Origin of the sequence: Mycobacterium sp. 1165178.9, from assembly GCF_001673555.1 — a bacterium.
Lineage (GTDB): Bacteria > Actinomycetota > Actinomycetes > Mycobacteriales > Mycobacteriaceae > Mycobacterium.
Genome location: NZ_LZMB01000152.1, coordinates 1 through 14,877, shown reverse-complemented (window position 1 = coordinate 14,877; position 14,877 = coordinate 1). Strand labels below are relative to the sequence as shown.

Annotated in this window: 8 protein-coding genes; 6 read left to right on the top strand and 2 right to left on the bottom strand. The window is 63.0% G+C overall.

Translation table 11 applies throughout. The features are described from left to right. A partial coding sequence (locus A5652_RS07445) for a non-ribosomal peptide synthetase (RefSeq protein ID WP_156745205.1) occupies positions 1 to 4,428 on the bottom strand: 4,428 nt, incomplete at its 3' end. A 496-nt stretch (positions 4,429 to 4,924) separates the two neighbouring features. On the opposite strand from A5652_RS07445, the gene A5652_RS07440 reads away from it, so the two are divergent. From A5652_RS07440 to A5652_RS07425, 4 genes are all read left to right on the top strand, one after another. After that, positions 4,925 to 5,737, top strand: coding sequence for an ABC transporter ATP-binding protein (locus A5652_RS07440; protein ID WP_082983808.1), 813 nt, complete (start codon positions 4,925 to 4,927; stop codon positions 5,735 to 5,737). After that, entirely contained in the window at positions 5,737 to 7,365 is a 1,629-nt protein-coding gene (locus A5652_RS07435; protein WP_067348538.1) for a hypothetical protein, read from the top strand. Before A5652_RS07440 ends, A5652_RS07435 begins: the two co-directional genes overlap by 1 nt. A gap of 253 nt (positions 7,366 to 7,618) precedes the next feature. After that, complete coding sequence (locus tag A5652_RS07430) at positions 7,619 to 8,869, top strand: cytochrome P450 (protein ID WP_067348536.1); 1,251 nt, start codon at positions 7,619 to 7,621, stop codon at positions 8,867 to 8,869. Between the two features lie 642 nt (positions 8,870 to 9,511). After that, positions 9,512 to 11,020: an MFS transporter gene (locus A5652_RS07425; RefSeq protein ID WP_067348533.1), complete on the top strand. Its 1,509-nt coding sequence runs from the start codon at positions 9,512 to 9,514 to the stop codon at positions 11,018 to 11,020. A gap of 40 nt (positions 11,021 to 11,060) precedes the next feature. Here A5652_RS07425 and A5652_RS26540 read toward each other — a convergent pair whose 3' ends face one another. Then, a complete protein-coding gene (locus A5652_RS26540; protein WP_082983807.1) occupies positions 11,061 to 11,399 on the bottom strand; it encodes a hemophore-related protein in 339 nt (112 codons plus the stop codon). 844 nt (positions 11,400 to 12,243) lie between these two features. On the opposite strand from A5652_RS26540, the gene A5652_RS07420 reads away from it, so the two are divergent. Together A5652_RS07420 and A5652_RS29115 are read left to right on the top strand one after the other, a co-directional pair. Next, entirely contained in the window at positions 12,244 to 14,424 is a 2,181-nt protein-coding gene (locus A5652_RS07420) for an acyltransferase family protein (RefSeq protein WP_067348541.1), read from the top strand. A gap of 232 nt (positions 14,425 to 14,656) precedes the next feature. Further along, a complete protein-coding gene (locus A5652_RS29115; protein WP_369805763.1) occupies positions 14,657 to 14,821 on the top strand; it encodes a hypothetical protein in 165 nt (54 codons plus the stop codon). Positions 14,822 to 14,877: the final 56 nt, after the last annotated feature.

The window sequence follows — 14,877 nt, the reverse complement described above, 5'->3', positions numbered from 1 at the left end:
CACCGTGGCCATCGCCACCAACACCCGCTGCAGCCGCCCAATGAACGCCTCGATACTGGCCGCATCAAACACATCGGTACGAAACTCCACCGTTCCGCCGATGCCGGCGGGCTCACCAGCCTCGGTGAAGCGTTCGGCCAAAGAAAACGCCAAATCCATGCGGGCAGTCTGGGTCTCCACCGGCAGCGAACTGAGACGAAGGTCCTCCAATACCAGCTCCGCGGCGGGATCGCTGTTTCCCGCATACTGCCAGCTCACCATCACCTGGATCAGGGGATGATGAGCCAACGACCTAGACGGGTTGAGCCGCTCGACTAGCACTTCGAAGGGGACGTCTTGATGCTCGTAGGCGGCCAGGCTGCGGGCCCGCACCTGGGCCAACAACTCAGCGACGGTCAAGTCACCCGTCAGCTCGATGCGCAGCACCAAGGTGTTGACGAAGAACCCGACCAGTTCATCGAGCGCCGCATCACCACGTCCGGCGATCGGGAACCCCACCGCCACATCGGCGCTGCCGCTGAGCTTGGCCAACAGCACCGCCAAGGCGGCCTGGATCACCATGAAACTGGTCGCGTTGTGCTCCCTACCCATCTCGCGCACCCGCTGCTGCAACTCCGCCGGCCAGTCCACGAACACACGGGCCCCACGGTGATCGGCCTCCAACGGATATGGCCGATCGGTGGGCAGCGTCAGCCGCTCAGGCAACCCGGCCAGCGCCTGCTCCCAATACGCCAGCTGCGCGGCGATAGGGCTGTCGGCATCAGCCAGATCACCCAGCAATGCGCGCTGCCACAACGTGTAATCCACGTACTGCACCGGCAACGGCGCCCAATCCGGGGCGTGCCCGGCACACCGGCTGGCGTAGGCGATACCCAGATCACGCAACAACGGAGCGATCGACCAGCCATCGGCGGCGATATGGTGCACCACTGGCACCAACACATGATCCTCATCACCTAGACGGAAAAGTGTTGCCCGCAAAGGGATCTCCGACGTCAAATCAAAACTGTGGCGCGCCGCCTCGCCGATGGCCTCGTCCAGCCGGCTAGCCGACCAGGCACTGGCATCAATCACATCGCGCCCGAATTCGACCCGCTCTACAGGGACAATTACCTGCTGGGGTATCCCCTCGGGTGCCACAAACAGTGTGCGCAGGCTTTCATGGCGGCCAGCCACATCGGTCAGCGCTGCACCCAGCGCTTCGGTGTTCAACGGGCCGACCAACCGCAACGCGGTCGTCATGTTGTACACCGGTGACGGACCCTGCAACTGGTCGATAAACCACAACCGCTGCTGGGCATACGACAACGGCACCACCGCCGGCCGCGCCATCGCTACCAGCGGCTCACGCCGCCGCGAACCCACACCGACACGACATGCCAACTGGGCCACCGTGGGCGCCTCGAACACGGTGGGTACCGAAAGGTCGGCGTCCAGTGCGGTGTTGATCGCCGCGAACAGGCGCATCGCCAAAAGCGAATCCCCACCCAGGTCGAAGAACGAGTCATCGACCCCGACCCGCTCCAGCCCCAGCACCTCGGCGTAAATACCGGCCAAGATCTCCTCGACGGGGGTAGTCGGGGCGCGGTAACGCTCGACATCCCGGGACTCCGGCGCCGGCAGGGCGCGGGTGTCCAGTTTGCCGTTGGGTGTCAGCGGCAGCGCATCCATCACCACCACCGCGGCCGGCACCATATATGGCGGTAGCCGCTCGCCCAGCTCCACGCGTATCTCGGCCGGGTCCGCGGTGCCGGTGACATAGCCGACCAGGCGTTTGTCGCCGGGGCGGTCTTCACGGGCGATCACCGCCGCCTGCTCCACGCCGGCCAATCTCGCTAGGACGGTTTGGATTTCGCCAAGCTCGATGCGATACCCGCGAACCTTGACCTGCTCATCGGCGCGCCCCAGATACTGCAGCTGCCCATCAGTACCCCAACGCACCAAATCCCCGGTCCGATACATCCGAGTCCCCGGACCCCCGAACGGACACGCCACAAACCGCGACCCGGACAATCCCGCCCGACCCACATACCCCACGCCCACGCCGTGACCGGCCACATACAGCTCACCGACCCCACCGACCGGCACCGCGCGCAACCAGCCGTCCAGCACAAACAGCGCCGCCCCGGGTACCGGGGCGCCAACAGGCACCACCTCCGCGCCCGCCGTCAACGGCGCACTGATCGCCACGCACATCGTGGTCTCGGTGGGGCCGTAGGCGTTGAGCATCACCCGTCCCGGCGCCCACCGATCCACCACCTCGACCGGGCAGGCCTCACCCGCCATCACCAATGCTGTCGACTCCAAACCCTCACCCGAGAGCATCGCCACGGCAGACGGCGTCTGGGTCAGCACGCTGACCTGCTCGGCAACCAGCACCTCGCGGAAGTCTTCCGGTGAGCTCGCGATGGATTCGGGCACCACCACCAGCCGCCCACCGCGCAGCAGCGCACCGAAGATCTCCCACACGGACACGTCGAAGGCCAACGAATGACACAGCGGCCACACCCCGGCCGCCGGCAGGCCAGCATCCAACGACCCCATCAACTGGGTCACGTTGTGGTGGGTGATGGCCACCCCCTTCGGCGTACCGGTGGTGCCCGAGGTGTAGATCAGGTAGGCGATGTCATCCGGGGCCGGCGCCGGCAACGCGGTGCTGGGCTGAGTCTCAATGCGGGGATCGCTGAGATCGATAACGGTCAGCCCGCCGCTATCGAGCCGGCTGGCCAGCCCGGAGGTCGTGAGAGCGGCGGTCGGCGTGGCATCCTCGAGCACGAACCGCATACGGGCCGTCGGCACCGCAGGGTCAATCGGTAGATACGCCGCCCCGGTCTTGAGCACCGCCAACATCCCCACGACCGCCTCGACCGAACGCTCCGCCAGCAGCGCCACGCAGGCTCCCGGGCCCACACCCTGGCCGGCCAACAAGTGCGCCAACCGATTAGCCGCCTCATCGAGCTCGCGATAAGTCCGCGAACACTCCCCGCACATCAGCGCCACCGCATCCGGTGTCTGGGCCACCCGCGCGGCGAACAACACCGGAATCGACGCCGGCGCGGTCACCGGCTTGCTCAACACGGCCCGGTTACTGAGCTCATCCAACCGGGCATGGTCAGCCTGATCGAGCGGATCCACCGACGACAACGGCCGGGTCGGGTCGGCGCTCATCGCCGCCATCACCCGCTCCAACCGCTTCACTAAATCGCGGATATCACAATCCGAAAACAATTGCCCAGCACCGGCCGTGCTGAGAAAAAGCCGATCGTCGTCCTTATAAAAGAACAATCCAAGCTGATCGACGACGTTAGTATGGGTCAGGGTCCCCGATGCCGGAGCATCAGCAAAATCCATCAAATGTGTAGTCGGGATGTAATTGACAATTACGCGGTTAACCGCTTTACCGGAGCCGCGGAGACGTGTCTCATTCTCAAGGAGACGCACCGGGAAACGCTGATGCTGCAGCGCTTCCCGCAGTCGCGTGTCGACATGCTTACAGAAACCAGCAACGGCAGACGCCGGCGAAGCTTTCAACACCAGTGGGACGTCCCCGGAAACCATTCCTGGCACCATCTGTATTTCCGGACGCGTACGCCTACTTACCGCAAAGTCGAGCACCACCTCCGAGCTTTCGTCGTCGAACCCACGCACCAGCAGCGCGCACGCCGCAGTAATCACCGACGAGCGACGCACCCCCAACGCTTGCGACAACTTATGGATCCCTGCGACGACGACAGGGTCCAATTCAACTGGCACAGAAGACTCATACGGATCACGCCCGTCCGCGGCGGATGCCAACCGATAACGCGGTTCGCTTTCCGAAGGCAGGTTCTTGGTCCAATAAGCCTGATCGTCAAGGTAATCGGTGGACGCAAGGTAATCTACCTCGCAAGCAATCAAATCACTCAGTGGCCCAAAAAAAGCAGGCGGAATCGGCCCGCCTAATGCCATCGCGGAATAGACATCTGCGATCCGATGAACAACAAGAGCGAGGCCGACCCCGTCTGCCACTATATGATGCCAGCAGACGAACCAATAAAATTCATCCACCCGCGTCTGCAACAACGCAAATTTGAACAGCGGCCCACTAAGCGGCATCAGCGTGTGCTGAATCGAAGATATCACCCGATAAGCTTCCTGGACAGGATCTTGCGAGCCCATCAGGTCATAGCAAGCGAGCTCAACTTCCGGGTAATCACGCGCTTTCTGGAAAACCTGCCCGTCCGCTTCAAAAAAGGCAACTCTAAACGGTTCGGCTTCGCGCACCACTTGGACGATCGCGCGCTGAAGTAAACCAGGATCTACCCTGCCCTCGATTCGTAAAAGCTCGCCCATCTGCCACCGCGCAGCAAAGCGATCCGTTTCCTGCGCAAGCCAGATGTCTAACTGGGCGCGTGTCAGCGGTAAAGCATTGCCGTGAGTTGCATCCATCTACCCACCCTGAAGATGAACTTGCCTTGCCTAAGCTCTCCGCCATCCGCCCCGAGCGGATATGAGTCAGGCGATCCCAACCCTACTGCTGCCAGGGAAGTCGGTCCGGCGTTTCGGCAAATTTCCTGATAAAACCCTGAGACTTGGCCCCTGCCGATACTGCGCCGCAGGGCGGTGCCGTTTGCGCTTCCGGTAGTTCGCCTCTGGCGATTTGAAAGCTTGTGGCGCCGCACATCCGGAGACAGAAGCCTTTCCGGCAGGCGAACATTCGGCGCGGGCTAATGTCGCGCTCGGACATACCTCACCTGTGCCGAAAGAGAGCCGGGCTTGCAGGTGTCCTCAGCGTCCGAAGACCCCGCAATGAGGGAATCGTTCAGGACAGGTGATTTACGCTCATGGCGTGGAATCCCCGGTGCAAACCGCTCTCAACCCGGCCATCCATGTCGAGGGTCTCACCAAACGGTTCGGGCGCATCGTCGCCGTCGAGGGTCTGAGTATGACCGTCGCCCCCGGTGAAGTATTCGGGTTTCTCGGGCCCAACGGTGCAGGCAAGTCGACGACGATCCGCCTGCTGCTCGGATTGATTCGGTCCACGGCAGGCACTGCGGAGATCTTCGGTTGCCCTGCGGCTGACGTCCGTCGGACTCATCGTCACATCGCATACGTGCCCGCTGATGTCGCGCTGTGGCCAGGGCTGACGGGCGCCGAAATCCTTGAGCTGCTTGGCTGCCTGGGCGCCGGTGTCGACGCGGCTTACCGCGACGAGCTGGTCGACCGTTTCGATCTCGAGCTCGACAAGCCAGCCAAGACATACTCGACCGGCAACCGGCAGAAGGTTGCCCTTGTCGCAGCGTTCGCGAGACGGGCTCCGCTTCTGGTGCTCGATGAGCCTACAAGCGGCATGGACCCGTTGATGGAACGAAAGTTTCGCGGCTGTGTCGCAGAAGCACGCGAGCGAGGCCAGACCGTTTTCCTCAGCTCTCATCAGCTGGCCGAGGTAGAAGCCATATGCGACCGCGTTGCAATCCTCCGTGCCGGGCGACTCGTGGAAGTTGACAGCATCGCTGACTTACGGCGGTTGCACCGGACGGTGGTCGAGGTGTCCTATAACGGCGTTCAACCTTGCCTGGAGCATGTCGCCGGTGTGTCGAGTGTCGAGCGGTTGGACGGTGAACGGTTGCGGTTCAACTTGTCTGGATCGCCGATGGCCGCGCTTCGGGCGCTCGCCACAGCCGACGTTACCGCGCTCACTATGCACGAACCGACACTCGAGGAGATTTTTCTCGCCTATTACGGAGAAGCTGCTTGATGACCACCGCCTTGCCGCCCGGTTTGACGGTGGCCGGCGGGCCGCAACTCGGGCCGGGCCGCACTGTGAGTCGGCTAGCTGTGCGTCAGCTTCGCCTTGGTGCCGTGGTGGTCGCCTTAGTCTGCGGGGGGATGTCGGTGCTGGCCGCCAGCCAATACCGGCTGATTAACCGCGTGCTGGATGCATCAGGCGTGCAGGCCCTCGCTGAGAATCCCGCCATAAGGACGTTGGCGGGGCCGCCGGTCGCTCTCGACGATCCTGGCGGGTTTACTGTGTGGCGCACCGGCACAACCGTTTCGCTACTCGCGAGCGTCTGGATCCTGCTTGCCGCCACACGTTTTACCCGCGGTGAGGAGGATGGCCGGCGATGGGATCTGCTCCTTGCGGGACGTCTGCGAATGGCTGATGTGGTTGTCCGCTACCTGGCAGCCCTCGTTGGATCCGCGATGTTGATCGGCGCGGCCGTCGCGGCGGGCCTATTGGCGGCCGGTACTGGACTGACCGGCACGGTGATCCATGCAGCGGGGATCACGGGTGTTGTTGCGACTTTCGCGACGACAGCCCTGCTCGCCGCACAATTGATGCCGACGCGATCCGGTGCCACGGGACTCACGGTCGCAGCTATCGGAGTTGGCGTGATGCTGCGCATGATCGCCGATGGCTCGCATCGACTGGCATGGTTGGCATGGGCGACGCCGTTCGGGCTGACAGCCCGCTCGGCGCCGTATGCCGATAATCGCATCGCTCCACTGATGGTGTTGGGCGCGTTTCCGACCGTGCTGGCCGTCGCGGCCCTCTTCGCGGCACGTCACCGCGATTTGGGCGACGGGATTGTGGCGGTGCCGGATACCCGTGCTCCACGAACCCGATTGTTGCAATCGATCGGCGGGTTCGCGCTGCGGCGGACTGCACGGACCACGCTGGGGTGGGCGATAGGCATCGCCGCATACTTCTTTCTGGTCGGCGCGATGCTCGCCTATCTCCTCGACTTGATCGAAAACAACCGGCGGTTCGCTGAACTCGCCGAGGCCGCCGGGCTGCGCGGCCATGAGTTGTATGTCGTCGCTGCGGCTCTGTTCGGCATGCTCGCAGTCCCAACCGGGCTGTACGCCGCGATGCGTCTTGCCACGATGGTCGTCGACGAAAAGGCCGGGCGGTGGACCCTGCTCTTCGCCCAGCCGATTTCGCGCGTTCGTCTGCTGTGCGCTGAGATGGTGATCACGGCTGGCGGGATGGTTGCCCTGCATTGCTCAGCCGCGGTGGCCCTTTGGAGCGGTGCCAAAATCACCGGCACCCCACTGCAGTTGAGCGATTCACTGGCGGGTGCGCTGAATTCACTTCCGGTGGCGTTGCTCGCGGCCGGGGCCGCCGCGGTGGGCGTCGGGTGGCTACCATCCGCCGCCGGCGCAGTCGGTGCACTGCCGGTGGTGGGCGGATTTCTGGTGAACACGATCATGCAGATCACGAAAGCCCCGCGCTGGGTTGTCAACCTGTCGCCGTGGGCGCACCTCGCGCCCGTACCCGACACGCCGCCCAATTGGGCGGCCAGCAGCATTCTGCTGCTCATTGGCGCGATCCTCACCGGGCTCGGAGTATACGGGTACGTCCGGCGCGATTTGGCGTCGTGAAAACGTAAGTGAAGGACACGCATAAAAACGATTTGCCGATCTTCGGCATGTCGTCTCACTGACGAAAACGACGGCATGTCAGCGGCCGCTTTCCTAAAGCTGCATGATCGAACAGGAAGCTCCTCAGCCGCGCAGTCGCGGCTGATGCACAGCCGCTCGGCTTACGCCATCGCGTCCCATGCGTTTCGGGCGGCCTATTTCGGTACATCCGCGGAGCGCTTAGCATTTTGTACAGCAACGCGAGGGAGGCGAAGTGAGCGGACTCGAAAACCTCGACTTCTTTACCGACAAGTCGGTCGTCGATGAGCCCTACGCCTACTACGACGCGATCCGTCGTTGCCCGGTGTGGCGTGAGCCGGCGCACGGCGTGGTGATGGTGTCGGGGTACGACGAGGCCGTCGCCGTGCAACGCGATACCGACCATACCTTTTCGGTATGCAACATAGTGAGCGGACCATGGTCGGGGATTCCGACCAAGACCGACAGCGATGACATCTCGGATGTGATTGAGCGGCACCGCAAAAGGGTTACGTTCGGCGACTACTTCATCACGTTCGATCCTCCGACGCACACCGCGCACCGCTCGCTGTTGAGCCGGTTATTCACGCCTAGACAGCTCAAGAACAACGAGGATTTCCTGTGGCGCCTTGCCGACGAGCAACTCAACCACTTCATCGCGAAGGGCAAGTGCGAGATCGTCATCGACTACAACTTCCCGTTCACGCTCGACGCGATCACCGACCTGCTGGACGTACCGGAGGCCGATCGTGAGCGATTCCGCCGCGCTGCGATAGCCAGCAGGCTCGAAGGCGACCGCAGCGGCTTCGTTGGCGTGAAAGAGGAATGGTTCGTCGAATACATCGAGGAACGGCGGCGCAATCCGCGCGACGACGTCCTTACCGAGCTTGCGCTGGCAAAGTTTCCCGACGGCACGACACCCGACGCGATCGATGTTGCCCGCGTTGCCACCTTCATGTTCGCCGCCGGCCACGGCACCACGATCGACCTGCTCAGTCTCGCGATGCTGACGCTGGCCGAGCGACCGGACTTGCAAGCGCAGCTGCGCGAGGATCACTCAAAGATCCCCGCCTTCATCGAGGAAATGCTGCGCATCGAAAGCCCGATCAAATCGAATTTCCGCATGGCGCGGCGCACCACCAGGATCGGCGACCTCGATGTGCCGGCCGGCACCAGCGTACTGGTGATGAACGGTGCGGCAAACCGCGATCCCCGACGGTTCGACGACCCCGACGAATTCCGCCTCGAACGCCCAAACATATTGCAACACATCGCATTCGGCCGTGGTATACACACTTGTCCCGGCGCGCCGATTGCCCGCGCCGAAGTGCGGATCAGCTTGGAACGAATCCTCGACCGGATGGCCGACATTCGACTTTCAGAAGCCGAGCACGGTCCGGCAGGCGCTCGACGGCTCAAATGGGACCGTACCTTCTTGTTCAGGCGCCTCAAGGAATTGCACCTCGAGTTCACTCCCGTTGAGTGAGCCGTTCGAGGGTGTACACAATGACGGGTCCTTCAGATGGGCCGGCCGGGCGTCAGCGCCCCCACACCAGCGCCGCCGCCTCCGCGGCGCGGGCGCTGATTAGTCATGGTTAGTTGGTCCTCGGTGTGGGCGAGGATTTCGGCGTCGACGAGGTAGCAGCCAGAGTGCTCGCCTCTGGACACTCGGTCTCGGGTGCGTTGTAGACCAGCTGGGCTAGTCGGCGCGCAGGAGCGCATATTCCTGCAGGCGAGGCGCGTCCTTCGAGCGGCCGGACGGGTGTCGGGCAGGAGTGGGGCGCTGTCACGCCGAGCCGACGGAGAGCTGGAGCGCGAATTTTCGGCCGCGGCCCGGCGGGTCCGCGCCCTGGACGAGCTCGAATATGGTCTGCTCAGCCGCCACCAACGGCCGAGCAGCAATGCGGCCTGCGCGGAGGTCAGCTCACTGCCCAGCGGGTGTCAATGGCTTCACTGCGAGCGGTCAATAGGGCGTCCAGTCGCGCTTGCCCGGCAACCGAAGATGTTTATGTGCTCAGTTTTGCGGTTAACAACTGCTGAGATTCCGTAGGGTAGCCGCAACGCCGACTCTCACTCTTGCAGAGTGGCAGTACATCACTGGACGACACAAACGCGCGAAACGAGTCCGATGCCCGTCAAACCGACCACCCCAGGCCGTACCAAAAAAGACTCCCCAACCAGGCTGCCGCCTCGCTGGTTTGTCGCCGCGGTTATCGCAATCGGCGGCATGCAGCTGATGGCCACGATGGACGGCATGATCGCGGTCGTCGCTCTTCCCAGAATCCAGAATGACCTGGGCCTGTCTGATGCCGGGCGGAGCTGGGTGATCACCGGGTACGTGCTGACCTTTGGCGGGCTGGTACTGCTCGGCGGCCGCCTCGGTGACACCATCGGGCGCAAGCGGGCCTTCATCATCGGCGTCGCGTTGTTCACTATCGTCTCGGCGATATGCGGCATCGCCTGGAACGGGGGCGTCCTTGTTTCGGCGCGGCTGCTGCAGGGCGTGTCCGCCGCGATCATCGCACCCACTGGTATGGCGCTGGTGGCAACCACTTTCGCGAAGGGGCCGTTGCGCAACACTGCGATGGCGGTGTTGGGCGCGATCGGCGGTCTCAGCTCGGTGCTGGGCCTGGTGGTGGGCGGCTTGCTCACCGAGGTGTCGTGGCGGTTGGTGTTTTTGGTGAACGTGCCGATCGGGTTGCTGGTGCTGTACCTGGCCTACATTTCGCTGCGGGAAACGGAGAAGGAGCGGACCAAGCTCGACGCGACTGGGGCAGGTTTAGCGACGTTGGTCTTCGCCGCGGCGGTGCTCGGCTTCTCGATGGGGCCGGAGAAAGGCTGGTTGTCGCCCATCACGATCGGTTCGGGTGTGGTGGCCCTGGGCGCTTTCGGGGCGTTCGTGGTGGTGGAGCGCAGGGCAGAGAACCCGGTCGTGCCGTTCGGGTTGTTCTTCGACCGCAACAGGCTGGCCATGTTGTTGGCCATGTTTCTGGCTGGTGGGGTTATGTTCACCCTGACGCTGCTGATCGGCGTGTATGTGCAGGACATCATGGGCTACAGCACGCTTCGCGCGGGCGTGGCGTTCATCCCGTTCGCCGTCGCGGTGGGCGTCGGGGCGGGCGCGTCGTCGCGGTTGGTGATGTCGTTGTCGCCGCGCGTGGTGGTGATCATCGGCGGCTTAATCGTGCTGGGCGCGGTGCTGTACGCCTCGACGCTCCACCAGGGCGTGCCGTACTTCCCGAATCTGGTGCTGCCGCTGGTCATCTCCGGTATCGGAATCGGCGTGATCAATGTGCCGCTCGCGCTTTCGCTGATCGCCAGCGTCGGTTTGGACCAGATTGGGCCTATATCGGCGATCTCGCTCATGCTGTCCCGCCTCGGCGGACCGATGGTGCTGGCCGTTATCCAGGGCGTCATCACTTGGCGCACGCTCCAACTCGGCGGCACCACCGGGCCTGTGAAATCCATGAACGCCGCCCAGTTGCATGCGCTGGACCACGGCTACACCTACGGCCTGCAGTGGCTGGCCGGGGTGGCCTTGCTGGTCTGTGGGGTGGCGCTGCTCATCGGCTACAGTGCGCAGCAGGTGGCGCATGCGGCGGAAGTCAAGAAGGCCTACGACTTGGGGGAACTGTAGCTAAAACCAACGGGCACAAGAGCACTCGTTGTGCCGTCGCTCAGTAGTTGTGACAAGTAGCGAACGTCCGTTGGAGACTGTCGAGGTAGGGCTGGCTATCTGGGTTATTCGCAATTTCTTGGGCAGTTTGCCTGCGTTGACTGGGCGACCCGGCGAGGAATTGACGCAGTCCGTCCTGCATCTCCGGATCGGAGTTGAAAAAAGTTGCAACCGTCGGATCTTCCGCGTTCAGTGCTGCCACGAGCTGGTCGTAAGTGCAGGTCGTGTTGACGGCCGGACCTAGATCCGGGGCCGCGGACGCAACTCCGGCTCCGGCGGTCAGCGACAATGCCAGACCAGCAACCCCCACAGACAATTTGGTCAACCACGGTTTAGTCATGCGTATATCCCTTCCCTGAAGGCGCCGACTCTAACGCAAACGTTGGACTCAAGTAGCGGGTAAGCAAATCTCATAGGTAGACCATAGGGACGAGCGCAGCCCCGGAGCGGGTATCGCTGCCATGGGTGATCCCGATTGCGAGCGAAGGCGCGTTGGCGAAAACGCAAGGGGCGCTTGCTCTTGGCCCGCTGACGTTCCCCACTGACCCTCATCGACCTACCCCACGGCTTGCTGGCGTCGGCTAGCTGTTATCCATTCCTTTGCGCACGTGCCACATAATGACGAGCTTTCAGGAGCAGAGAGTTGGGAGATGGACTGGACTCAGATGGCCTATCGACGGAGCCTGGCCATTGCAGCCCACTCTGCGAGCCACATAGCTATAACGCTTGTGCGCGCGTTCAGCACCTGTAATAAGAGAGCCCCCTGTCAGGACTGAATTCCAGTTCGCGCAATGGTCAGAGCGTCGGAAGCGTCTTTAGCTGGGTAAAGGGATCACGATAGTTCGCTGGAGTTATCTGTAACTGTGGGCAATCTGTGGGCACGGCGTGGGCATACGGGTGTGAGGGAACTGACGTTCCCCAGGCCGCATCTGAATAGTTGTCGGGCCGCCCCTACTCTCCGGGCCCGATTCGCGTAGCAGCATCAACCGAGCTGCCTTCGATAGACGTGGCGGATGCGCTGCTAACGAATGTTGTAGGCGAGCAGGGGGCCATGACAGGAAGTCGCACCATTTGCGCCTAATTAACGGCGTATGCACGTTACGCTCCGGTCCGACGACTCGGGACACGTCACTGGACACGAAGGTCACCAGCTGAGGGGAGCTGGTGTGAGGGGGAGCCGGGGCATGTTGTCACGTCTGACTGACGTTCCTGATGTGGGTACGCGCGGAAACCTTACGAAGCCGGGCTTTCGACAAGACCTTGAGGGTCTGCGCGCTGTCGCGGTGTTAGCGGTAGTCCTTTTTCACGCCGACGTGGCTGGTGTCAGTGGTGGGTTTATCGGTGTGGACGTGTTCTTCGTCATCTCAGGCTTCCTGATTACCGGGCTGCTGTGGCGCGAGATGAGCACTTCCGGCACCGTGCGGCTGCGCCGCTTCTATGGAGCGCGGGCCCGCCGGTTGCTGCCGGCCTCGGCCACGGTAGGCATCGTCACAGCGATTGCCTCTGTGGTCTTGCTACCTTCGTTGCAGGCCAAGAACGTCATGGTTGACGGCATTGCCAGCGCGCTATACGTGGGCAATTACGAGTTTCTTCTGCAAGGGGTCAATTACCTAGCTTCCACACTGACGCCATCGCCGTTTCAGCATTACTGGTCTTTAGGAGTAGAAGAACAGTTTTACCTGGTGTGGCCGGCTTTGATTATCGGCACAGCGTGGCTCATCCGGCGTGCACGTCGGCGCGCCCGACCCCAGGCTGCTTTGTCGCAAACGCCGTACATAGTGGTTCTTGCGCTGGCGGGGATCGTGTCCTTCGCGCTGTCGTTGGTGTTCACGTACTGGTTGCCTTCGGTGGCGTTCTTCTCGCTGCCCACCCGGACCTGGCAGTTGGCTGTCGGGGGCCTCGTAGCTCTCACGGCCGGTCAGTGGCGCCGACTACCAGCACTGCCTGCCGCGATCGCGGGCTGGGGAGGGCTGGCCCTAATCCTGCTGGGCTGCATCCGATTGGGCACTACCACCCCCTACCCAGGTACTGCCGCATTGTTCCCTGTGCTCGGTACGTCGCTGGTCATCGGCGCTGGCTGTGCCGCACCTTCTCAGGGCTGCGGACGCGTTTTGTCATTGCCGCAGTTGCGCGCGGTCGGCCGGGTGTCGTACTCGTGGTATCTGTGGCATTGGCCCGTGCTGCTGCTCGCTCCATCGTTGCTGGGCCACCCGCTGGGATTGCCCGCCAGGCTGGCAGCGGCCCTCGTCGCTGCGGGGCTGGCTGTCCTGACACTGCGCCTCATCGAGAACCCGTTGCGATTCGCCGCTCCGCTGCGTCGGTCTCCCGTCGGCAGCCTTGTGCTGGGCGGTGCCGCGACTGCAGTAGCGGTCTGTGTTTGCGTGGCCCTGCTGGTATCGGTCCCTGCGCCAGTCGGCCGCGGCGCGCCAGTTGCGTCGCTTGCTATCGCAGCAGCGCCTCCGCTCGGGGGTTACAACGCTCACTCATACGACACAGCAGTGCGATACGGCTTCAGTCAGGTGCACGCTGCGGTCGCGGCATCCGCTGAATTGAAGGCTGTACCGTCGAACCTGCAACCGCCGCTCGCCCAGGCGACAGACGAGCTTAAAGGCGTGTTTCTCGACGGCTGTGTACCGAATTTCTGGGAATTGAGACAGTCTGAATGCTTGGCGGGCGACACCGCGTCGACAACGACAATGACCCTGGTCGGTGACTCCCACGCGAGCATGCTCGCTCCGGCATTCCACCAAGCGGCCATCCAGCGGCACTGGCGGCTGGAAACTTTGGGTAAGGCGGGCTGCCCACCGATGAGGATTCCCATAACCAATCCCCTCCGTCGCGTGGTGTCCAACGTGTGTGAGCAGTGGCACGCCAAGATGATCGCCCGGTTAACCGCCGAGCGCCCGCGGCTGGTCGTGGTGAGCATGTACCGCCAATACGGTGGCGACTCTTTTTACCTACCAGGTTTCACGTCATACGACTCGACATGGATTGACGCCCTGACCCGGTTTGTGCAGGAACTGCGCGGCACCGGCGCGAAAGTGCTTGTGCTTGGGCCGGTCCCGGATCCGAAATCAGTAGTGCCGATCTGTCTCTCCGGCCATCTGGATGACGCCCCGGCATGCTCGCCACCACGGACGACGGCGGTGAACGAACGCGGTATCGCGGATGAGTCCGCCGCCACCACAGCCGGCGGCGGACAATACACGGACATCACCGAGCTCTTTTGCACCGCTGACCGCTGCCCGGTCATTGTCGGCAACACCCTGGTGTATTTCGATAAAGACCACGTGACGGCCGAATACGCCCGGCAGTTGGCGCCGATAATGGGTGCGCTGGCCGACCGCGCGCTCGCTGGCGGTTGACACACACCGCCCCCCGACCAATTGAACACTCGCCTAAGTCGAATCGACGCTCCGCGAGGAGCACCTCTTGGATGTCGTCAGCAAATCTGATCCGGCCATCGCGTTCAGGCGGCTACCTCGCGCCGCATAGGCGCACGACCCGTGGCTAGCTGGCGCGGTCGCGCCCTGGCAGAAGGACGACAAGGCGTTCCCGCAGATCACCACGGACGCACTTCGGCACACTGCGGCGTCATTGGCCATCTCGGCAGGTGCCAACGTAAAAGTCGTTCAGCGAGTGCTCGGGCACGCTTCGGCCGCCATGACCTTGGATGTCTACGCCGACCCGGCCTTCACGATGCGCACCTACGTTCACGCCCAGGATGACGCTTGCGCAGAGCCCCTGTTCAGAGTCGGTTGATGGTTGACAGTTTCTGTTTCGGTTGATCCTTGACACTCTGGTTTTGTGGTTAGGCC

Excerpts from the sequence above, each read along its gene's own strand:
- A5652_RS07440 (WP_082983808.1), top strand. The coding sequence starts at position 4,925 with ATGACCGTCGCCCCCGGTGAAGTATTCGGGTTTCTCGGGCCCAACGGT.
- A5652_RS07435 (WP_067348538.1), top strand. The coding sequence starts at position 5,737 with ATGACCACCGCCTTGCCGCCCGGTTTGACGGTGGCCGGCGGGCCGCAA.
- A5652_RS07425 (WP_067348533.1), top strand. The coding sequence starts at position 9,512 with ATGCCCGTCAAACCGACCACCCCAGGCCGTACCAAAAAAGACTCCCCA.
- A5652_RS26540 (WP_082983807.1), bottom strand. The coding sequence starts at position 11,399 with ATGACTAAACCGTGGTTGACCAAATTGTCTGTGGGGGTTGCTGGTCTG.
- A5652_RS07420 (WP_067348541.1), top strand. The coding sequence starts at position 12,244 with ATGTTGTCACGTCTGACTGACGTTCCTGATGTGGGTACGCGCGGAAAC.